Annotated in this window: 28 protein-coding genes and 1 other RNA gene; 2 read left to right on the top strand and 27 right to left on the bottom strand. The window is 58.6% G+C overall.

Annotated elements, in window-relative coordinates; translation table 11 throughout:
• Positions 1-69 precede the first annotated feature (69 nt).
• The 27 genes from ACZ46D_RS13485 to ACZ46D_RS13355 all read right to left on the bottom strand — a co-directional run bounded on the left by ACZ46D_RS13485 (position 70) and on the right by ACZ46D_RS13355 (position 15,678).
• A complete protein-coding gene (locus ACZ46D_RS13485; RefSeq protein WP_464927958.1) occupies positions 70-606 on the bottom strand; it encodes a phage virion morphogenesis protein in 537 nt (178 codons plus the stop codon).
• Between the two features lie 120 nt (positions 607-726).
• Positions 727-1,923, bottom strand: a complete 1,197-nt coding sequence (locus tag ACZ46D_RS13480; RefSeq protein WP_464927957.1) for a PBECR2 nuclease fold domain-containing protein — start codon at positions 1,921-1,923, stop codon at positions 727-729.
• Entirely contained in the window at positions 1,920-3,380 is a 1,461-nt protein-coding gene (locus tag ACZ46D_RS13475) for a DUF935 domain-containing protein (RefSeq protein ID WP_464927956.1), read from the bottom strand. Before ACZ46D_RS13475 ends, ACZ46D_RS13480 begins: the two co-directional genes overlap by 4 nt.
• Positions 3,381-4,718, bottom strand: a complete 1,338-nt coding sequence (locus ACZ46D_RS13470; RefSeq protein WP_464927955.1) for a terminase large subunit domain-containing protein — start codon at positions 4,716-4,718, stop codon at positions 3,381-3,383.
• Positions 4,718-5,317: a hypothetical protein gene (locus ACZ46D_RS13465; protein WP_464927954.1), complete on the bottom strand. Its 600-nt coding sequence runs from the start codon at positions 5,315-5,317 to the stop codon at positions 4,718-4,720. The genes ACZ46D_RS13470 and ACZ46D_RS13465 overlap by 1 nt, the downstream gene beginning before the upstream one ends.
• Before the next feature lie 3 nt (positions 5,318-5,320).
• On the bottom strand, positions 5,321-5,569 hold the full coding sequence (locus tag ACZ46D_RS13460) for a hypothetical protein (RefSeq protein WP_464927953.1): 249 nt from the start codon (positions 5,567-5,569) through the stop codon (positions 5,321-5,323).
• Complete coding sequence (locus ACZ46D_RS13455; protein WP_464927952.1) at positions 5,566-5,979, bottom strand: hypothetical protein; 414 nt, start codon at positions 5,977-5,979, stop codon at positions 5,566-5,568. The genes ACZ46D_RS13460 and ACZ46D_RS13455 overlap by 4 nt, the downstream gene beginning before the upstream one ends.
• A complete protein-coding gene (locus tag ACZ46D_RS13450) occupies positions 5,976-6,212 on the bottom strand; it encodes a TraR/DksA C4-type zinc finger protein (RefSeq protein ID WP_464927951.1) in 237 nt (78 codons plus the stop codon). The genes ACZ46D_RS13455 and ACZ46D_RS13450 overlap by 4 nt, the downstream gene beginning before the upstream one ends.
• A 66-nt stretch (positions 6,213-6,278) precedes the next feature.
• Positions 6,279-6,512, bottom strand: a complete 234-nt coding sequence (locus tag ACZ46D_RS13445) for a hypothetical protein (RefSeq protein WP_464927950.1) — start codon at positions 6,510-6,512, stop codon at positions 6,279-6,281.
• 1 nt (position 6,513) lies between these two features.
• Positions 6,514-6,774 (bottom strand): hypothetical protein, encoded by a 261-nt coding sequence (locus ACZ46D_RS13440; protein WP_464927949.1) that lies wholly within the window; start codon positions 6,772-6,774, stop codon positions 6,514-6,516.
• 25 nt (positions 6,775-6,799) lie between these two features.
• Positions 6,800-7,186, bottom strand: a complete 387-nt coding sequence (locus ACZ46D_RS13435; protein WP_464927948.1) for a D-Ala-D-Ala carboxypeptidase family metallohydrolase — start codon at positions 7,184-7,186, stop codon at positions 6,800-6,802.
• A 307-nt stretch (positions 7,187-7,493) separates the two neighbouring features.
• Positions 7,494-7,871 carry a hypothetical protein gene (locus ACZ46D_RS13430; RefSeq protein ID WP_464927947.1) on the bottom strand — a complete coding sequence of 126 codons (378 nt, stop codon included), beginning with the start codon at positions 7,869-7,871 and terminating at the stop codon, positions 7,494-7,496.
• A gap of 13 nt (positions 7,872-7,884) precedes the next feature.
• Complete coding sequence (locus ACZ46D_RS13425) at positions 7,885-8,103, bottom strand: sigma factor-like helix-turn-helix DNA-binding protein (protein ID WP_464927946.1); 219 nt, start codon at positions 8,101-8,103, stop codon at positions 7,885-7,887.
• Entirely contained in the window at positions 8,103-8,426 is a 324-nt protein-coding gene (locus ACZ46D_RS13420; RefSeq protein WP_464927945.1) for a Mor transcription activator family protein, read from the bottom strand. The genes ACZ46D_RS13425 and ACZ46D_RS13420 overlap by 1 nt, the downstream gene beginning before the upstream one ends.
• A complete protein-coding gene (locus ACZ46D_RS13415) occupies positions 8,423-8,878 on the bottom strand; it encodes a regulatory protein GemA (RefSeq protein ID WP_464927944.1) in 456 nt (151 codons plus the stop codon). Before ACZ46D_RS13415 ends, ACZ46D_RS13420 begins: the two co-directional genes overlap by 4 nt.
• Positions 8,862-9,365 carry a hypothetical protein gene (locus ACZ46D_RS13410; protein WP_464927943.1) on the bottom strand — a complete coding sequence of 168 codons (504 nt, stop codon included), beginning with the start codon at positions 9,363-9,365 and terminating at the stop codon, positions 8,862-8,864. Before ACZ46D_RS13410 ends, ACZ46D_RS13415 begins: the two co-directional genes overlap by 17 nt.
• On the bottom strand, positions 9,356-9,607 hold the full coding sequence (locus ACZ46D_RS13405; RefSeq protein WP_464927942.1) for a hypothetical protein: 252 nt from the start codon (positions 9,605-9,607) through the stop codon (positions 9,356-9,358). The genes ACZ46D_RS13410 and ACZ46D_RS13405 overlap by 10 nt, the downstream gene beginning before the upstream one ends.
• Positions 9,608-9,675: 68 nt before the next feature.
• Positions 9,676-9,891 (bottom strand): hypothetical protein, encoded by a 216-nt coding sequence (locus ACZ46D_RS13400; protein ID WP_464927941.1) that lies wholly within the window; start codon positions 9,889-9,891, stop codon positions 9,676-9,678.
• Positions 9,892-9,899: 8 nt separating this feature from the next.
• Positions 9,900-9,965, bottom strand: an RNA gene (locus tag ACZ46D_RS13395) — hammerhead ribozyme type II.
• Positions 9,965-10,171: a hypothetical protein gene (locus tag ACZ46D_RS13390; protein ID WP_464927940.1), complete on the bottom strand. Its 207-nt coding sequence runs from the start codon at positions 10,169-10,171 to the stop codon at positions 9,965-9,967. The genes ACZ46D_RS13395 and ACZ46D_RS13390 overlap by 1 nt, the downstream gene beginning before the upstream one ends.
• A 3-nt stretch (positions 10,172-10,174) precedes the next feature.
• Entirely contained in the window at positions 10,175-10,963 is a 789-nt protein-coding gene (locus tag ACZ46D_RS13385; protein ID WP_464927939.1) for a DUF3164 family protein, read from the bottom strand.
• The gene (locus ACZ46D_RS13380) at positions 10,938-11,357 is read right to left on the bottom strand and encodes a hypothetical protein (RefSeq protein WP_464927938.1); all 420 of its coding nucleotides are present in this window, start codon (positions 11,355-11,357) and stop codon (positions 10,938-10,940) included. Before ACZ46D_RS13380 ends, ACZ46D_RS13385 begins: the two co-directional genes overlap by 26 nt.
• Positions 11,358-11,359: 2 nt before the next feature.
• Positions 11,360-11,923 carry a hypothetical protein gene (locus ACZ46D_RS13375; RefSeq protein WP_464927937.1) on the bottom strand — a complete coding sequence of 188 codons (564 nt, stop codon included), beginning with the start codon at positions 11,921-11,923 and terminating at the stop codon, positions 11,360-11,362.
• On the bottom strand, positions 11,924-12,661 hold the full coding sequence (locus ACZ46D_RS13370) for an AAA family ATPase (RefSeq protein WP_464927936.1): 738 nt from the start codon (positions 12,659-12,661) through the stop codon (positions 11,924-11,926).
• Between the two features lie 65 nt (positions 12,662-12,726).
• Positions 12,727-14,895, bottom strand: a complete 2,169-nt coding sequence (locus tag ACZ46D_RS13365) for a transposase (RefSeq protein ID WP_464927935.1) — start codon at positions 14,893-14,895, stop codon at positions 12,727-12,729.
• Positions 14,892-15,371 carry a hypothetical protein gene (locus ACZ46D_RS13360; protein WP_464927934.1) on the bottom strand — a complete coding sequence of 160 codons (480 nt, stop codon included), beginning with the start codon at positions 15,369-15,371 and terminating at the stop codon, positions 14,892-14,894. The genes ACZ46D_RS13365 and ACZ46D_RS13360 overlap by 4 nt, the downstream gene beginning before the upstream one ends.
• Complete coding sequence (locus ACZ46D_RS13355; RefSeq protein ID WP_464927933.1) at positions 15,364-15,678, bottom strand: hypothetical protein; 315 nt, start codon at positions 15,676-15,678, stop codon at positions 15,364-15,366. The genes ACZ46D_RS13360 and ACZ46D_RS13355 overlap by 8 nt, the downstream gene beginning before the upstream one ends.
• A gap of 218 nt (positions 15,679-15,896) precedes the next feature.
• On the opposite strand from ACZ46D_RS13355, the gene ACZ46D_RS13350 reads away from it, so the two are divergent.
• Both ACZ46D_RS13350 and ACZ46D_RS13345 read left to right on the top strand, forming a co-directional pair.
• Complete coding sequence (locus ACZ46D_RS13350; protein ID WP_464927932.1) at positions 15,897-16,580, top strand: LexA family transcriptional regulator; 684 nt, start codon at positions 15,897-15,899, stop codon at positions 16,578-16,580.
• 11 nt (positions 16,581-16,591) lie between these two features.
• On the top strand, positions 16,592-17,326 hold the full coding sequence (locus ACZ46D_RS13345; RefSeq protein WP_464927931.1) for a hypothetical protein: 735 nt from the start codon (positions 16,592-16,594) through the stop codon (positions 17,324-17,326).
• Positions 17,327-17,341: the final 15 nt, after the last annotated feature.

The raw sequence follows: 17,341 nt of genomic DNA, 5'->3' as shown, positions 1-17,341 counted from the left end.
TGAGGCGCGGGCATCTTCGCCCGTGCCTCCAGACGTTTTGTCGACCAAAACGCCGCAACGGGCCTTTATTTACATTTTCATCCTGAGATGATCGGAGACCACCTCCAGTATCCGGTCACGGTCCTGCCGCGAGATCCCCAGAAATGGCCGGGCCGGGATATTGGACCCAGGGTGATTCACCGCTCTTGCCGGGTGTCTTCCCCCTGGCCAGGCCAGGGCCTTCTTGTTTTTCGGCCGGATCACATGCGCCCGAGTCTTGCCGCCGAACTGGTGGATCGCGCCGTATATCCGGTTGGTGCCGATCCGGACGCCATTCTCGTCCGCCTGGTACCTGATCGAGTCCGCCAGGTAGCCCCGCTGCCGCAAAATCTTGTCGCTATGGCCGCGAAGAGATTTGCTGGCAACGGTAGATGCCTTGAGCCGCTGCCAGGGGCGACCGTCCGGATCTGTCTGGTTGCTGAATCGATCCCGGGTGGAGCGCAGCAACACCTCACCGATGTTTTTGAAGGCCGGGGCAAGCCTTCTCGCTTTGGCATGCAGGCGATCGAGAGCCCTGATGATCTCGCGGTCGTCGATCTTGCTGATGATTTTAAAGGCTCCGGCCATTTGACAATCCCCGTGAATTGAGCTACATTATCCAAACGATGGTGCTGGTTGGGCCGCAGTCCCGATAACCGGCACCTGGCCGCCCGCTCTGCTGCGGAGAGAGTGAGGGCCCCATCTGTTTTACTTCCTGCCCCATAACAACTTCCCATCCCGTTGCCTGTTCAGATAATTCCGATCTGAAGTCGGCACCAGCGTCCACGCCTCCAGCATGCCGTTCTTCGCCTGGGCCGTGACCAGCACCCCGCGATCCTTGTCCAGTTGCACCAACTTGACCAACCGCTGCCGCAGCACCACCTTGCCTGTCCCCTTGTGCTGCTCGAAAGACAGCCACGTTTCGTAGGGATCTTCCAGCACCTCCGGCAACAACGGCAGATACGGGGTGCGGTCAAGATCGACATGGCTTGCCAGGCTCTCGGCGTTTACCAGCATCTTGCCTCCGGAAGGCAGCGTATAGATCCGCTCCTCGCCACCCATGATCTCGGTCAACGCCTTGGCCGCCGCGCCGGTGGAGGTGAGCTTGGGGCCAAGAGCCGCCTTTGGGGTGTCCGCCGGGATGCGTTCTGGCCGACCATTGCTTTTCCAATCGCCCGGCGTCAATCTGGCCCATGCCTTTGCGCCCTGCGCCCGCCATTCGTTCATGGTGCTTTCGGAGAGCGGCTTACCCCAGGCTGCCTCGCCCACGTTGTAATCCCAGCCCTTGTCAATACCCACCGGCGTGCCGGTCTTGGGATCGATCACGAGAGGCGGCGCTTTGTCCGGTCCGCTCTTGCCCATCCGTCCCATATCCCGCTCGGAGAGTGGTTCAACCGAGCATTTGCAACCCCAGCCGTTGGGCGGGTAATGGCTGGACCAAAAGCCGTCATCATGCGGCAGCACCAGTCCATTCCAGGCAAGATGCTGGGGCCTGGGCCTGCGGCTGTCGCCATGGCGATACCGCCAATAAGGCTGGTAGGCCAGCACGTCAGGATCGGTCATCTGCTTGTAGCGCCCGGCCATATATGAGGTGCGCAGGTTGGTGTCGTAGATCACCCTGGTGCGCCATCCTTGGCCGCCGTTATAGCTCCAGCCGTAGCGGTCCACGATCTGGTCGAAGTCCTTACGGAACGTCTCCAGGGTAGTGCCCTGCTCTATAGCCTTGCGCAGCGCCACCTGGAAATCGCAAAGCATGTCATCCCGCTGCGCCCCCGCGATCATGAAGCCCCTGGCATGCTGGCCCTTCTTCAGGTCATCCCATTGCCGAGTGGGGATGCGGACCTTGTCGCGGAAGAATTTTTCCGCTTCCTCAAAGGCCAGGCTGCCGTATTCGGCGGTCGTCATTTGCCCGCCTCATCGAGCACTTCGGCACGACCGGTCAGGTCGGCTTGGAACAGTCTGTTGCCCAAGGTCTCGCCGGTCGCAGCCACCGGAATGCGGTCGTAGACATCGAGCAATTTCTCCTGGGCTTCCTCCAGGCTGCCGACCTCGGCCAGCAGCCGGTACACTTCATTCACCATGTTGGAGCCGTCAGCCTCGGCCAGAGTCTGCTCGGTGAGCAGATCTACGGCATCCTGAGCAGCCTCGGCAAATTGCGCCGATGGCGGGCCACCTGTCGCTGACGGCTGGGGGCCGGAGACTGATAGCTTCTTCGTCCATTTGCCGCCGTAGGTGTCGTTGATGTACTGCTCGTCAGGCTCCCACCCCATATCACTCAGGTTCTTGTCCGTATCAGAGCGGGTTTTGAGATCCTCGCCCTCGGAAAAATCACGCCACACCTTGGGCGGGTTGGCATTGGGCAAATTGAACTCCACGATCCAGCGGACCACAGTCTCGTTGATGGTGTCGGACAACAAGTCTGAGTCGCCTTTGGCCAGCTCCAGCCGCACCTCGTTATGGGTCTTAGCCGCCGCCAGACTGCCGCTGCTGCCGATATTGGTGGAGAGCGTCTCTCCCAGCACGCATTCGCTGATCTGCTCGTCCATGTAACGGGCCAGGCGCTCATAGGTATCGATGGAGCCCGACCTGGCTGCCTCCAGAAACTTGACCACCATTCCCTGAGGTACGATGACCCCGGCCTCGGAGGCAATGGCCGATACTGCGGCCAGCAATTTTTTCTGGTCAGCATCGCTGGTGCCGGATGGGTATTCACCCATGGCCGTGGGGCTGGCGAACTTGTCCACGAAGGTGAGCCAGAAGGTGATGTCTTGCCGCTTGAAAAAGACCGGCCAGAAGAGCTTATGCCCGAGGCCCAGGCCGTAGGGGTTGTCATCGTCTTTCTCGCCGTAACGATGAACGATGAACTTCCTTGGCGGCAACGGCTCGCCGGGAAACAGATTGTTCAGAGTGAGCAGGCGCGGCTCCTGGTCCTCATCGAACATAAAGCGCCGCTGCGGCTTTACCTTGACCTTGGCTGCCACGATCTCAGAGCCGTCGGTCTCCCAGAGGATCTCGCCAACGCTGTATCCCTTGAGCGTGGCATCCAGCAGCTTCAGGCACATCTGGTCGAATTTGAGATTGCTCAACTGCCTCTGAACCAGCTCTGCGGCTTTTTTATCCAGGGCGCTATCCGAAGCGGGCAGCACCTGCCATTCGCGGGCGATGATGGCCAGCTTGCGTTTTTGAAGTACGGAAAAAGCGTGGCAGTCCCGCTCGATCTCGTCATAGATCTTGAGCCCCTTGCCGCCGCCCCTGGAGAGCAGGGTGTCGTCCTGGTTGCGCAGCACTCCGCCATAGGCGGGGATCATCGGGTCTTTGCCGATGGTGGCGATCTCTTCTCTCAGTTTTTCTTCAATCGCCATTTAGAACCCCACTGTGTCACGTCGACCAGCAACGCCGGTAAAGTCTGAGTAGCCTGCCGCCGGGCGCATCTGGCCGGTGGAGTGGATTACTGGGTCGAAGCCGGGTGTGGCAGCCGCATTGGCAGCCAGGAACTTGGCCCAGGCCCGGTCGGCGTGGCCAGTAGCGTCCGAGTCAGCCACAAAGCGGGGCGTGCCCGTGGGGCCGGTAATCTTCTTGAGCTTGTGCAGGTCGGCGCGCAGAGCCGGATCACCCATGGGGATGCGGCTCTTGCGGTCCTCGAATGCCTGCTTGCCCAGGGTGGCCATGGCCAGCTTGTTGGGTCCGGTGAAGAGCACTCCCTCCACCCGGCTGGTGCCGTGGCGGCGCTGCGCATCCTCCACCGGCTTTTCGCCCATGCCGGTCTGGTCCATGCAGCAACGCAGCACCCGGTAACGGGCAAACACATCATCGAGCAAGGCGTCTTGCTGGGCAAAGCTGATGCGGCGCTGGGTGATCACCTCGCGGGTCCAGGCAATGTCGCCCACCAGCTCGTCCACCCAGATCACAAAGAGATCATTCCGGGCCGCGATATCCACGCCCACATAACAGGGGCCGCCTGTGTACAGCTCCGGCCTGCCAGCCTGGTCATCCTCGCAACCGCTGATCAACTCAAAGCTGAGCCAGGCCGAGGCCTCGTCCAGCCATTTCAATTCGTATTCCTGTGCCCAGGCATCGTCATCGCCCAGGGCTAGCCGCAGCTCCTCGATGTTGCGGGGCAACCCGTCTTCCACGGCCTGGTAGATGTCGGTGGTCTGCCGGTACCAGACATCATCGCTGCCGGTCATCAGGTCGTAGAACTTGTTGCCCTTGCCGTTGGGGGTGGATACCACCCGCAGCTTGTGCCCGGCGGAGATCACGGGGAAGAGGGCGGTCCAGATCTTGCGGCTGTCGGCATGGAAGGCAAATTCGTCCAGAAAGACATTGGCCGAAAAGCCGCGAGCCGTGTCCGGGTTGGCGGGCAGAGCCGTAATCCGTGAGCCGTTGGGGAACTCGACCTCCAAGGCCTTGTAGCTTGCCCCGGCGGTCTGGTAGTCCGTCTCGAAGCTTTTTACGATGCTGCCCAGAGCCTGACAGTGGCGCTTGACCCCTTCCTCCATGGCCTCCTTGGCCTGCCGCTCGCCACGGGAAAGGATCACCCAGCGGGTTCGAGAGCCTGCCACATCCACAAGCTGACAATCCTTCGCAACCTCATAGGTGGTGGTGAAGGTCTTGCCGGTCTGCCGGGCGAACATGCCGATCTTGAACCGGCTGTCGTTTGCGGCCCAGCGTTGCTGGTATGGGTAGAAGATCTTTGACATCAGGCTCCGTACACCTTCTCGATCCGTTCTTTAAGTGCCTGCACATCCACTTCCTGGGCTGGCTCCGTGCCCGTGCCCTGGGCACCCTTGGCCTTGAGCTTTTCGATCATCTCCAGGGCCTGCTGCATTTCCTTGATCCCGGCAAGCGACACCGCGCCGGGCTGGGTGAGCATGGTGTTGATCTTTCTCTCCACTGTCTCCTGTAGGGCGGCAACCGCATCCTCTGCGGTCTTGATCGGCCTTTCGATGGTGCCCATGGCCGGGTCAGTCTGGGCCATGGCCCGGTTATCCCGCGCCTCTTGCTCGATGATCTTGCCGGAGCTGACCAGGGAGGCGAAAGCATACGCCGTCTGCGGGTCCATGGTGGTGAGCAGGGCATTGACCGCCTTGGCCTTGGCCAGCATTACTCCCCGCCGGATTGTGCTTTTAGCCTGGCGGTACTCCTTGCGCCGTTCCACCCAGCCGTCTTCGCCGCCCCACCGCTTGAGCTGCGAAATCGAAACGGTTGTCCGTTCCGCCGTCTGCTCGTAGGTGAGGCCGTCGATGATGTAGAGTTCCTCCGCCTGTTCGCGGGTCTCCCAGGAGTACGGTTCGGGCATGGATCAGATCCCCAGGGCCTTATTGAGGGCCTTGATCTCTTCAAGCAGGCCACAATACTCGGCATGCTTGCCTGCCAGCTCTACGGCCTGGGTTGCTGCCACCTCGGCATGCAGATCCTCGATCTTGGCGAACGGGTCCAAGAGATCTCGGATGGCCGCCATATCTCCCTGGATTCCCAAAGCCAGGCGTTTTGCTTCCTGCTCTTTTTCAGCCAGGCGGCCCCGATGCTTTAGTCGTTCGGTGTCTATCATCCTCTCGGCCCCTTCTCCCGGATCGCCGGGCAGTACATGTTGTTGTCGATCTTCTCAACCAAACGGGTCTGCACCTGGATGTTGAGGTGGATGACGCTGGTCAGGTCGTTGGCCAGCTTCTCATAGCCCCGGACCAGCAGGACGTTGTCCTCATACATCCGGACAACCTCTTCGAATCGCTGGTTGTGCGCCTCCAGGGTCGCGCTGAATTGTTCCTTCAGTGTCGCAACAGTGATGACGCTCTGCTTGTCATGATCTGCTGCTCGCCGTTCCAGGCTGCGGCTGACCAGAAACAGCGTCAGCCAAGGGCAGACCACCACCAGCAACAGTATCAGTCCGATCGGCCAGGAGCCGACACTGCCCAGGATCTCGGCCATGGCCGTGGCGATTGCAATGTGTTCTCCTGTCACATTCCCCCCTTTATGCGCTCATACAGCGATTGGCATTCAACACATCTGGTGCAGCCCGGCTGTTTCTTGCGACGCTCTTCCGGGATCTTCTCTTCGCAGTCATCGCAGATCTCCAAAGACGGAGCCGCCATCTGGTTTGTCATTTCTGCCCGGTGGGTGGCAATGGCTGCGGCATTGAGCCTAGCCTGATAGTCCTGGGCTATCTCGCCCTCGTCCATTGGTTCACGATCCACTACCTGCACCCCTCCAACGCCTTGAGCAGCGCTTCGTTGTCGCTGTAGAGCTGGTCCAGCTCCTGTTTACTGATGGTCACTTGCTCTCCCCCCGGCATGACCACGTAGCGCTTCGCGCACCCGGTCATGCTGTTCGCCAAGAGCGCCATGCACAGCAGCAGGCTCGTCATCCGCCAGCGCCTCGCGCAGCTCGTTGCGTTTGGTTTCATGGCTTTGCTCCCGCTCCTTTTTTCCAGTAAGTGCGGCGTTGAGCAGCAGGCCAAGGAGCCCGACGATCACCGCCGCAATGGTTTCCGCCATGTCACTTGCCAGCCATGGACTTGAGGCCGTTGACCACCAACTGGAAGATGGAGTTGGCCTTGATGCCCGGAATAAGCGCCAACACTTCGGAGACCGCCAGGAGCGCAGCCAGGAGCACGGCTTTGTTGGCGATGATGGTATCCAGCAAGGAGGCGTTGGTCATGGCCGGAGTAGCGACCACAGCCGCTTCCATAGCGAGGGCTACACCAGTGCTAATCAAACAGGCCAGGCAGGCAGTCAAAAGCATCAACAACTTCTTCATGGTGATTTTCTCCTATGCGTGTGGGTTAATAGGTCCACACCCGAGGGCGCGGATGGATGTTAGGTGGCAGATCGTCCAGATGGATAAACCTGGCTGCGAACGGCCCTTTCTGCTTGATGCCGATCCCCGTAAAGCCGACCAGATAGGCCAACTGCAAGAGCTTGTGGGCGTCTGCCCCGGAGATTGCAATATCCACCGCGCCCACGGTATGCGGCCCTGCATCGCCGGTTTCGGCAACCTCCGCATTGTGCTTGGGGCAGCGGTAACCGGAGTTGATAATCATGGGCTTGTCAAAGGCGGTCCGCAGATCCTCCAGCTTGTCGAGGAAGGGTTGCGGGATCTCCATGCGATCGCAGCCGCATTTGCACTTCAGTTCGTCGCGTGAGAAATGCTTGGTAGCCATGAGGCTCATGCGTTTGCCCTCCGCCAACGCCAGATCATAAGCAGGTTCTCCAGATACTGGAGCCGTCTGGCCTGGCCCATGGTCTGCATCATGTTTTTCTTCATCGTGTCTCCTTGTGGAAAAAGCATCCGGACCGGACAGTCCGGCCCGGATGCGCAAGGGAGGTGGGTGGTGCATTCAGGGATATAATTACAGGGGTTTGGGGGAGGGGGTAAGGCTGAACGGGTTCAGTAGTGGGATTGCAGGGTGGGGAAAAAAGGTGCTGGATATAAAGCGATGAGGCGGGGCGGCGCAGGGGCCGCCCCTAGGGGGAAGATTACTGCTGAGACGGGCCGATTGACCAGGTATCGATCGGCAGGTTGAAGTGCTTGATCGTGCTGTTCAGCCGCAGCCAGTACACGCGGTCTTGCGGATCTTCCAGGATGAGGACAACCCCGGCCCGCTTGCCGGTTTGCAGCGAGTAATAAAGGGCTTGGCCGATGGCCTCGGCCCATTTCGGCCCGAAGTCGTGCTCGACAGCATGGGTGGCCGTGATGCAATCGGCGCGTGTGCTGTCCGGAAGAACCACCTCGGCCTGTCCGCCATGCTCGGAGCACCATTGATCTTGGTACCACTTCTCCTTATGCAGATGCGCAGCGGAGGCGATTGCAGGAAGGCATAGGCAGGCGAACAGGATTATCGTTGTTTTCTTCATGGTTGATTGCTCCTTACAGCGCATCGCGTAGCCCGGCGGCAATCAGCCGCGCTCGCAATTTCTTCATGGCCTGGCGCTCGATCTGCCAGATCAGTGACCGCGAGCAGTCGCACACTTCCGCGATCTCTTGGCATGTCAATCTCTGGCCGCGATGGGCTATGATCGCCAGTATAGCCAGTCCGGCGTCAATCGTGTCGTTTTTTTGCTGGCCGTTCCCTTTCCAGCCTTCCATCACCACATCCTCATCTGCCGTTCATCCGCCTCTGCTGTGCCGAGGATATTCCAGATGTGCCGCTCACTGAGCTTGTATTTGCGGCCCAGTTCGACGGCGGAGACGCCCTTGTCTGAATCCTTACGGATACAGCGATCTCGGTGGCGGCGTAGCCATTTCTGCACACCATAGATGCGGATCGGTGTCCCGCCGAAAGCCTGGGCAATCCGCAAGGCCATTCCAACACCAACCAACTCAGCCAGCAGGCGCAGATCTCCAGATATCTGGTCTATCTCCGGCAGCGCATCTTCCGGCAGTTCTATTACGTCCAGTTCGTCAATCATCCTGGCTCCGGATCGATACCGACATTCATGCACCGCTGACGCAGATCCGTGACCAGGACGAACAGATCGTGGGCATCTTCAAGCCACTCGAACCGCTCCACATTAAACTGCTTTTTGCAGCGGGCATGCAGCTTGGCAACGTCATAGTCCAGGGCGTTCCACAGGGCCAGGATGTAGCGCTTTTGTTTTGCATTCGGCCCAGGCTTGATCTCGATAAAGTTGTCATCCTTACGGCGCTGGGCAGAACGGCCATGTTTTACAACCGCGCTTTTCTTCGGCTTCCAGCCTTTGGCCCGAAACTTGTTGAGCAGCACCACAACCTGCTGGGGCTTGAGGTCTTTGGCGCTCGACACCTGAAAATGCAGGTGCAGCATATCGCGGTATGCCTCATCGGTGAGGCCCAGCTCTTTCTTGGCGATGTGGATCTTGGCAAGATCAGCTCTGTTCATCATCAAAATCAAACCCCATCAGTTTGGCCAGCGGACTTGTGCTGACAATGCGTTCCCTGGGCTGGTTCCCGGCCCGTTCACTTTCGTTGCGCTGCTTCTCTCCCTTGGCATCCGCCTCGTCGGCCAACTGCCAGGCCACCTGGCGCAGGTAGTTGTGGTTCGGCATGGGCCGGGTGATCCGGTCCCGCCGGTCCAACATCTGCCCCATGGCCTCGGCCCAGATCCTGGGCGGACATGGCCGGGAGGGCTTACCCTGCACTTGGACATGGCCGGAACCAACGAGCTGCGCCAGCTCCGCCACGATCCGGCCCGCTTTCTTCCAGCTCAAGGCCCGGTTCTCCGGGCGAAACAGCCCCAGGTACGGCAGGCAGGCTTCCGGTAGCGGATGCGGCAAGCGGGCCACAATCAGCAGCAGCTCACGGGCCTCAGCATCATTGAGCCACGCCTCCACCGAGGCGGTGAGGCCGCAGCCTGGGCAGATCAACCGCATGTGTCACCGTTCAAGGCGTTTCTGGTCATCGCCTCCAGGGATGCAGGGTAGGGGCAGGCAGGACAGCGGGTCGGGTCTTTGGGCGACAACGCCTCGACCATCACGCCAAGCCGGGTGAAAATCAACTCCAGGGCCTGCAATTCCTTCTCTATGGCAGCGGCCCCGGCCAGCTCAGAACCCAGCACCGGATTCATCCGCCGCAGGCATTGCCTGATGTGTTCGATCCTTTCTATGGGAGACATCCGTTGTTCCTCGCACTCCAGTTGTATCTTCACCGGGCACCAATCGCACCAGCCGCCCTGGCAGTTATTCACGCTATTTTCCACTTGCACTTTCCGCAAGCCGTCATCTTGCCTTGATTATCTCGACACCACTCAATGCCGGCCCCGGCATAGATGCCTGTTGTTGGCCAGGCCGGACAACCAACAAGCCTCACCCCGTTGCTACCAGGGCGCAGCTTGACCACCACCGGCTTGTTCCGTGAGGGGCGTTGTTCTTCTTCCTGTTCCAATGGTTCCGCGCTCATTTTTTATCCTTCGGCCGCATCATCAGACCCAGGCAGCCACGCCTGGATGACCGGGCCAGAACCCGGTTTCGCACTACCGCTTTGCCACAAAATAAAGTTGCATCGTTTCCTGGTCGATACTTACCCAACCGATCAACCCAGCCTGGTTCAACCGTTCCATTTCAAGTCTGGCAATATCCACCCGCAGCTGCTGGTTGACGTGGGCGAAAATTGCCGCCCCGGCAACTAGCACAAGAAACATGGCTGTGACTATCTTGTCTGGGTCCACGCCGCGCTTCATCGCTCACACCCCCGAGAAATCCAGTTGAACCTGCTGGTACTCGCCGCGATCGTCTCGCTCATACACCCGGTAGTAGGTGCAGGAACCGGTCACGGTGAGGGCGTCGCCGATGGCCTCCATGGCTTTGAGCCAGGTTGGGTCATCGATCTTGAGCTGCCTCAAGCCCAGGATTCGTTTGGCATTAATCCGGCCCTTCTTGTCCACCTGGAAGGCGTTGTCGATGAGCGCCCGGATCTCGGAGCGGCTGTCCTTGGTCCATTCCCGCAGGCAATCATCGATTAGACTTTTTGCTGCCTGGAGCCGTTCATCAAACTCCAGGCGGTCTGCCACGGCCCGCAGCACCTTGTACTTGCCGTCGAAGCTCACCAGGCTCAGGTTGCCCCTGGCTCCGCCCATGTCGGCCCCGTATCTCTCGGCGGAAAGTTCCAGGAAGGCCTGGATGTCTCCGGCCAGCGCGGCCTTGAACTCGGCGAGCATGGCGCTGATCTGCTCCGCCTTCTTAATCACGCCCAGGACAAACTCATCCCTGGTCAGGTCGATCTCTCTGATGTTTTCGATGGGCACCAGATTGCCTGCCGCATTGCGTTTGTAGCCTTCCGGCACCGGTTTTTCGTTCATTGCCTTGCCTCCGTAAATTTCCAGCACCTTGTCGCGGATCGCGTCGGTGCTGCCGTTGTAGTTGCCGCCCAGCACCAGGCTGATGGTGGCCGCGCTGTAGTCTATTTTGCGGCCTACGGCAGCTTGACCGCCTTCGACCCGTACCGCTTTACGCAGTAAGCTGAGCCAGTCCATTGCCGCCCTCCCGTCGCCGCATCATGTTCTCTGCCCGCTTTACCAGCAGATAATTGTTGATCCGGTTGTGTGCCGCCTCCGCAGCCAGGGCGATCAGATGCAGCTCATCGTCGGTTCTGTCTCCATCCGCCCCGGCTGTTTTGTTGACCAGCGCCGAGGTCAACCCCTGGAGCACTTCAAGTACGTCCAGCCGATAGCCTTGGCCGATTGGTCCGTCCGGTAGTGGTTCTGCCTTCCCTCCAGCCAGCAGCGCCCTGGCCTGAATCTGGATGTTACGCAGCCCCTGCCGAACCACCACCGGGACCATGCACTGCCCGTTTACCGCCGTTTGCACTGCGACCACATCGTCAAGGATGCTGTGAGCCGCATCTTGTACCGTCTGATTCTTGTCCATGGCTATTCCTCCATCTCCGTTATGGCCTGGTGCGCCTTACCGAGCAGCTTCTGTGCCGCCGCAAGGTCCGCCAGGGCCTGTTGTTTTATCTTCTTGCGCCGCTCCCTGAGGTATTCCGCCTGCTTTGTGTCCTCAGGCATCTCCACGGTGTCTTTGATGAGATGCCAGACACGGGGCTTGCTCGCTCCGCCTGGGCAAGTCTTGCGCACCACCTCGCGGCCTTCGAGCATACACAGCCAATCGCGGGCATAGTTCACGCTGGCCCCGGCCATCTCCACCAGATCGTCCACCGTGACCCGGCGGCGCATCCGCAAGATCCGCCACATCACCTCCCGGAGTTCCGGCTGGTTCTCGCGCAGGATCAGGGCATACACCCCCTGGCGCACCCGGACCACCTTGCCAGCATTTTTCAGATCAGAAAGCGTGTTGAGCATGCGTTTGTGCGTGACCCTGGTCTGGATCATCAGGGCACCGGAAAGATCAGTAACGCTTACCTCCCCGCCATGGCCTCCGGCCATCCGTGTCAGGGTATCCAGCACTGTTTTCGCAAAGGAAGCGTGCGCCATTTACTTGCCCCCCATGCCGCATTTACAGGCGATCTTGGCCAGCTCCGCATCCACCTCGCCAGTACGTTGCAGGCTGGTGGCAGCATGGGCCAGGTTGATGGTGTCCCGACGCACAACCCGAAGATCACCGCCGCTGGCCTGGTGCATCATCTCCGCAGCTTGGGCGCTCAAGGCAAGCCCGGTTGTCTGCCCCACATAGGCAACAATGTCGCTGGCTGAGACCGGATCAAACTCCATCTCCCGGTAGGTGCGGGACCACATCCTCCGGTTCTGTTTCATCAGGTGTGGCAGCTCCTCTTCTCCGATCAGTACGATAATGCCGCCGGTGATCTTGGCCAGGTCGCGGACAATCTCCAAAAACCGCTGGCCGAACCGCTCGATCTCATCAATAAAGATGGGCCTCGGCGTAACCAGCATCGCGTCGATTGCCGCCTTGAAACACAGGCCCCGGCGGCCAGGGGATTGCCGGAGGCCCAGCTCGCGGCAGAGCGCCTGAAGAAAATCCAGCTCGCTCCATACCGAGACAGTTTCGAGGTACACGCAGCCGTTTCTGGCCGCCCAGGTCTGCACCGTGCGCGTCTTGCCGCGCCCGGCCCGACCCCAAACGCAGCCCAGCCGCTCGTCACCTTCCCCGGCCCCGCCCTTGCCTATAGCCAGCCCTTTCATCATGGTGTCGAATCCACGCACGTTTTTGGTCTGGACAAATGCCGGGTTAAATTTTATAATCTGCTTTGACATGAAACCTCCCTTTGGTTGGGGTTGATGGATGGCCGGTGCTCGTAACACCGGCCTTTTTTTTATCTTTACTGCGATACCCGCTCCGCCCGGTGCATGATGGCATACGCCATCCGGCGCTGATCCCAAAACTCCGGTGAATCCAGGTACTCGTCGCTCTTCTCGAAAAAGGCCATGAAGCCGGTCCATTCCTCGGCCAGTTCCACACCCTTGGCTGCCAACTCCAGCAGACGGTCATACCGATCGAACGATTCAAGGGCCATCAGATCATCACGGAAGTCTCGTTCGTCAGCCTCTGCTTGGTATCTGGCGTTCTCCGCGACCTCTCGGGCCAGCTTCTCTGCGTCGATATGCACCACTTTTGCCGTCGGAGCCGGGAGCTGTCTTTTCTCTTCACCGTCCGGCAATAGGCCGATCTGTTCTAGTTGCCGCTGATGCTCTGGCAGTACCACCGTGCGCAGCAACTTGCGGGCCGGACCCACGGTCAGGCTCTTCATCCGCTGCTTGGTGGCGGCCTCCTGCTTGAAAATATCCAGTTCATCGTCATTTCCCAGCAGGCGAGCCGCCGGGTGCACCCCTATTTGCGGCTCGGCCCGGCAAATGAACTCGCCGGTCTTTTCATAGAGATACAGGCAGGATCGGTCCCGCAGGTCGAAGCGGGCCACCACCGGCTCACGGCGTCCATAGATGGCCGGGTGGTAGTAAAATTCGCCGAACATCTTCACCCCTTCCTTGCTCACCGACCGGATCTCCACGCTCATCATCAGCTCGTGCAGATCCTCCTGGTCCACTCCTGGCCCGCGCCCCTGTTCGAATACAGCGAGCGGGCTCTTGCCGTTCAGGTGGCCGCGTTGCGGCCTGAGGGCGTAATCGTCAAACCAGGCCGCAAGAATCTCGTGGGCCTGTTCAAGGCTGAGGGTGATCTGCGCCCCGCCGTATTTCTCCCACAGCTGTCGGTGCATCCTCTCGCCACGGTGCAGCCTGGCGGGCTTATTGCTGATCGAGTTACCGGTGTAGGTGGGTAAAATAGACTCCGCCTCCAGCAGGGTGCCGAAAAAGCGCTCAACGGTCTTTGCTTGTCCGTGGTACGGGGTGGCAAAGGTGGTGGCAATACCCAGCCGGGCGTACAGTCCGGCGATGGCCCCATTATCGAAATCGCTTGCGCCGGTAAAATGCTTGCCCTTAAAGGCGCGGCCGTTATCGAGATATGCCACCCGAGGCAGCTTTCCCAGGGCTATAATCGCCCGGCGCAGGGCCGTGTGGATCGCCGCCGTGTTCTCAGTGGGCATCAGCTCCCACCCCAGGGGCATGTTGCTTGCACAGTCGTACCAGAGAATCAACACCGGGCGGCAGGGCTTGCCGGTCCAGGGGTTGATGACTTGGAAATTCATCACATGACCGTCCGCCGTGAGCAGATCTCCCACCGCGATCTTGCTCCAATCGCGCTTTATGGTGTAGCCGCACTTGTTTTCCAGGGCCTGTTCGCCCTCGCGACAGAAGATCCAGAGCGGGTAATCCTTGTCACGCAAGTTCTCTATGTAGCGCTGATAGGTGGCCCCGCTCATGGTGTCGATACCGCGTTTGCGCATCACCAGCCGCGCCCAACGCACCGCATGCGCTGGTTTCAACTTGTTCGGGTGGTGGGCGAAGGTCCGCAGGATGCCCATTTGCTCGATACTGAGGCCGGTCTTGCCGCGCCTGGATACGCCCCGCGTGTCGGCCAGGCTATACGGGTCGCCGGTTTCGCGCAGGGTGAGCTTCCAGGCCTCGATGGTCTTCCAATGCACCTCGCCCAGCAGCTCCCGCAGCGCCTGCCACTCCCCGGCCTGGTACAGTAGAATGAATTCGTCCCGCGCCTGGGTCTTTCTTTTGTGGAGCGCCTTGGCAAGATAGGCCACATACAGCCGCACCATCTCGTATTTGGCCCGCGCTTTTGACTTTTGCTCCTCGCACAGAGCGGGCGCAGGGCCGCATGGTTTTATGGGTATGGCCTCTCCTTTGGGCATTGCCATGGGCAGGTTTGGGTCGGACGGTGAATGGTTTTGATTTGGCTGGCCTATGAGGGAGAGACGGGTTTCTTCCGGGAGTGATTCTGTGGCATACTCGCGCCCGCCGCCACGTCCTGCCCGCTGGCGGAACAACCAGTCGGCCTTTTTGGCGAGACGAATAACTCCACTCTCGGTGCCCGGCATCCCAGGCAGACCTGCCAGCTCCCTGGCGCTACAAAACTCATTCACTTTTCCATCTCCCTTAGAAAAAGTTCCCGTTTTCTCCGTTCGGCGTTGATGCGCCGCGACTCTTCCTCCAACCTTCTGATCTCGCTCCGCAAGGCATCCGGCCCCGGCAAAGCGAAGAGCCCGGCAGTCTCGGCCAGCACGCGCAGCGGCCCGTGGTCTGCCGTCACCAGGCAGAAGGCGGGCAGATACTCGCCGGGCAGCCGGTGGCCGTCCTTGCTCTCCGCTGTCCAAGCATCAATCTGATACTTGCTGATTTCGCAGCCCAGAAGGTGGCTCATTCGCCCGGCTATCTCCCAGCGGGAGAGTGGGCATTGCTTGATCGCCGTGCACAGGGCCAGCCGCAACCGTTCCCGCACATTGGCAGTTCCCTCTTCGCCCGTAGTTTCCAAGCGGGCCGCGTTCTGGACCTGGGTCAGCAGATCCAACAGGCTCATCTGGCCTGGGGCAACGTCTACTTTTTTCGACCTTTTAGCCATTGACCGCTTTCCGCCGCGCTGATATTGTGGGGGAAACGAGGAATTTAGCTTTCAGCTTGCCCTCGTATTCGGTGCGCTTCCTATTGATCTCGCACTCGATAAGCGGCTTGAGGTGGCGGGCCGCACGTGGTCCAAAACACTGCTCAACGGTCAGGCAGAGGTACCCAGCCACCGGCCCCTGGATGAAAGGGTTTTTTCTCACTCCCTTGACGTTCTTTTGCACCGAGTGGTGGTCAAGACACAGGATATCGGCTAGCGCCTGCATACTGATGCCGCGTGCTCTGAAAAGTCTTTGGAGGTCGTTCATAATTTCACCAATTTTGTCGGTTACGTGTCTAACGTAAAGTTATTTTCAGACATAAGTTAAAGTTATTTTTTATGGATGTCAAATTAAAACTTGATGGTCAGAGTTATTTTTTTGTGAAAAATGAAAAGAAAGCCAATAAAAAACAAAACATCAATGAGATGCGTAACTCTGACCATGCCAGACGCAGGTCAGAGTTACGTCAGAGTTATCTTTGAATTATGAAGCGAAACTCTGACCATAACTTTGACGCAGCATGGGATCGGATACGCACGCTCACTGGATGGAAAAACTATGGCGACTTAGCTGATTATCTCGGAATAAAATCCCCCGGCGTCTCTGGAGCTAAAAAGCGCGGGATTATGCCGCTTGAGTGGGCGTATAAAGTTGCCAGCGGCCATTATGGGTCAACAGCCTGGATTCTCACCGGAAGAGACCCCGTGCGCCGTGGAGACACCGGGGGTGCCGAAGCCCCAGCAATCGGAAGCGATTTTGTCCATATCCCCCGCTACGAGGTAGAGGCCAGCGCCGGTGGCGGGGCTATTATCCACAGTGAACAGGTGGTCGATTTTCTTTCTTTTCGGGCGGAATGGGTAAAGAACACTCTGGGTGTCTCGGTACGCGATCTGGCACTGATCAGCGTGATCGGTGACTCCATGGAACCGAGCCTTTCCGAGGGGGATGTGGTACTCCTGGACATGACCACCAAAAGTGTTTTGGATGGGTCAATTTATGCGCTACAATTGAATGGTGGCTTGCTCGTCAAGCGCATCCAGCGCATGCTCGATGGCAGTATTGTGGTGAAACCAGATAACCCTCGCTATGACACGGAAATTATCTCCGAAGACAGCGCTGATCTGCTCAAAATTATTGGCCGTGTCGTCTGGGTAGGAAGGCGGCTATAAAGGTGAACAAAATGAATAGAATGATCCTGGTTGCAGTGTGTTGTCTTTCAGTATTCACCGCGTGTTCGGAAAACCCGATTGACCGCCTTATCCCACTAAGCGCCACAAAAGGAGGCTTGGCAAACTTCACCGTTGCTGGAGTAGAGGTGCAGGAAGGTAAGTCGAGAAATGGCGGCACGCTTGTTTCTGCTTTTGTGGCGGTCCCTCACGACATCAAAAGAGAGCAGGTAAAACCAACTCTTTTGGCTGCAATCAAGGGACTGAAGGATAAATACAGAAAGTGCGAGTGGATAGTCGTCTATGCTATTCCAAGCCCGGCATTAAAAGGGACTGGCATAAATGCTGGAATGGCGGAATATGCCGAAGGGAAAATCAGAATTGATTATGGGGTTCCAAGCGCAACACAACTCGCTGAACCAATCGGAGAAGAATTTAAAAAAACCTTGGGTGCTGATTATGAACCGGTACGGCTTATGAGTCAGGAAGAGTTTGACCTAGCTGTTTCCGTGGATTCAACCTGGCAAGAACTTCATTTAAGGCTGCTTGACGAAGCCCAGAAAAAAGCGACACAAAACAGGGCTAGGTACTCAGAGGTTTATCGTCACGAAACAAAAGATATCTCGGATGCAAAATTACTCAAATTAACATCTCAAAAACTGAATATACCTGAAGCCCAGGCCAAAAAACTGCGAAAACAGCTCCTTATGTATTATGGACCTTTTTGGGGTAATGAAACCATCGGTTAAGGAAATGAATGTTTT

Source organism: Thiovibrio sp. Mzg5 (genome assembly GCF_055379285.1).
Note: the sequence above shows the minus strand (reverse complement) of the source record. Positions and strands in the feature narration are given on the sequence as shown.

What these genes read in the sequence shown, in the direction of transcription:
- ACZ46D_RS13485 (WP_464927958.1), bottom strand. Translation starts at nt 606, where the DNA reads ATGGCCGGAGCCTTTAAAATCATCAGCAAGATCGACGACCGCGAGATC.
- ACZ46D_RS13480 (WP_464927957.1), bottom strand. Translation starts at nt 1,923, where the DNA reads ATGACGACCGCCGAATACGGCAGCCTGGCCTTTGAGGAAGCGGAAAAA.
- ACZ46D_RS13475 (WP_464927956.1), bottom strand. Translation starts at nt 3,380, where the DNA reads ATGGCGATTGAAGAAAAACTGAGAGAAGAGATCGCCACCATCGGCAAA.
- ACZ46D_RS13470 (WP_464927955.1), bottom strand. Translation starts at nt 4,718, where the DNA reads ATGTCAAAGATCTTCTACCCATACCAGCAACGCTGGGCCGCAAACGAC.
- ACZ46D_RS13465 (WP_464927954.1), bottom strand. Translation starts at nt 5,317, where the DNA reads ATGCCCGAACCGTACTCCTGGGAGACCCGCGAACAGGCGGAGGAACTC.
- ACZ46D_RS13460 (WP_464927953.1), bottom strand. Translation starts at nt 5,569, where the DNA reads ATGATAGACACCGAACGACTAAAGCATCGGGGCCGCCTGGCTGAAAAA.
- ACZ46D_RS13445 (WP_464927950.1), bottom strand. Translation starts at nt 6,512, where the DNA reads ATGGCGGAAACCATTGCGGCGGTGATCGTCGGGCTCCTTGGCCTGCTG.
- ACZ46D_RS13440 (WP_464927949.1), bottom strand. Translation starts at nt 6,774, where the DNA reads ATGAAGAAGTTGTTGATGCTTTTGACTGCCTGCCTGGCCTGTTTGATT.
- ACZ46D_RS13435 (WP_464927948.1), bottom strand. Translation starts at nt 7,186, where the DNA reads ATGAGCCTCATGGCTACCAAGCATTTCTCACGCGACGAACTGAAGTGC.
- ACZ46D_RS13430 (WP_464927947.1), bottom strand. Translation starts at nt 7,871, where the DNA reads ATGAAGAAAACAACGATAATCCTGTTCGCCTGCCTATGCCTTCCTGCA.
- ACZ46D_RS13425 (WP_464927946.1), bottom strand. Translation starts at nt 8,103, where the DNA reads ATGGAAGGCTGGAAAGGGAACGGCCAGCAAAAAAACGACACGATTGAC.
- ACZ46D_RS13420 (WP_464927945.1), bottom strand. Translation starts at nt 8,426, where the DNA reads ATGATTGACGAACTGGACGTAATAGAACTGCCGGAAGATGCGCTGCCG.
- ACZ46D_RS13415 (WP_464927944.1), bottom strand. Translation starts at nt 8,878, where the DNA reads ATGATGAACAGAGCTGATCTTGCCAAGATCCACATCGCCAAGAAAGAG.
- ACZ46D_RS13410 (WP_464927943.1), bottom strand. Translation starts at nt 9,365, where the DNA reads ATGCGGTTGATCTGCCCAGGCTGCGGCCTCACCGCCTCGGTGGAGGCG.
- ACZ46D_RS13405 (WP_464927942.1), bottom strand. Translation starts at nt 9,607, where the DNA reads ATGTCTCCCATAGAAAGGATCGAACACATCAGGCAATGCCTGCGGCGG.
- ACZ46D_RS13400 (WP_464927941.1), bottom strand. Translation starts at nt 9,891, where the DNA reads ATGAGCGCGGAACCATTGGAACAGGAAGAAGAACAACGCCCCTCACGG.
- ACZ46D_RS13390 (WP_464927940.1), bottom strand. Translation starts at nt 10,171, where the DNA reads ATGAAGCGCGGCGTGGACCCAGACAAGATAGTCACAGCCATGTTTCTT.
- ACZ46D_RS13385 (WP_464927939.1), bottom strand. Translation starts at nt 10,963, where the DNA reads ATGGACTGGCTCAGCTTACTGCGTAAAGCGGTACGGGTCGAAGGCGGT.
- ACZ46D_RS13380 (WP_464927938.1), bottom strand. Translation starts at nt 11,357, where the DNA reads ATGGACAAGAATCAGACGGTACAAGATGCGGCTCACAGCATCCTTGAC.
- ACZ46D_RS13375 (WP_464927937.1), bottom strand. Translation starts at nt 11,923, where the DNA reads ATGGCGCACGCTTCCTTTGCGAAAACAGTGCTGGATACCCTGACACGG.
- ACZ46D_RS13370 (WP_464927936.1), bottom strand. Translation starts at nt 12,661, where the DNA reads ATGTCAAAGCAGATTATAAAATTTAACCCGGCATTTGTCCAGACCAAA.
- ACZ46D_RS13360 (WP_464927934.1), bottom strand. Translation starts at nt 15,371, where the DNA reads ATGGCTAAAAGGTCGAAAAAAGTAGACGTTGCCCCAGGCCAGATGAGC.
- ACZ46D_RS13355 (WP_464927933.1), bottom strand. Translation starts at nt 15,678, where the DNA reads ATGAACGACCTCCAAAGACTTTTCAGAGCACGCGGCATCAGTATGCAG.
- ACZ46D_RS13350 (WP_464927932.1), top strand. Translation starts at nt 15,897, where the DNA reads ATGAAGCGAAACTCTGACCATAACTTTGACGCAGCATGGGATCGGATA.
- ACZ46D_RS13345 (WP_464927931.1), top strand. Translation starts at nt 16,592, where the DNA reads ATGAATAGAATGATCCTGGTTGCAGTGTGTTGTCTTTCAGTATTCACC.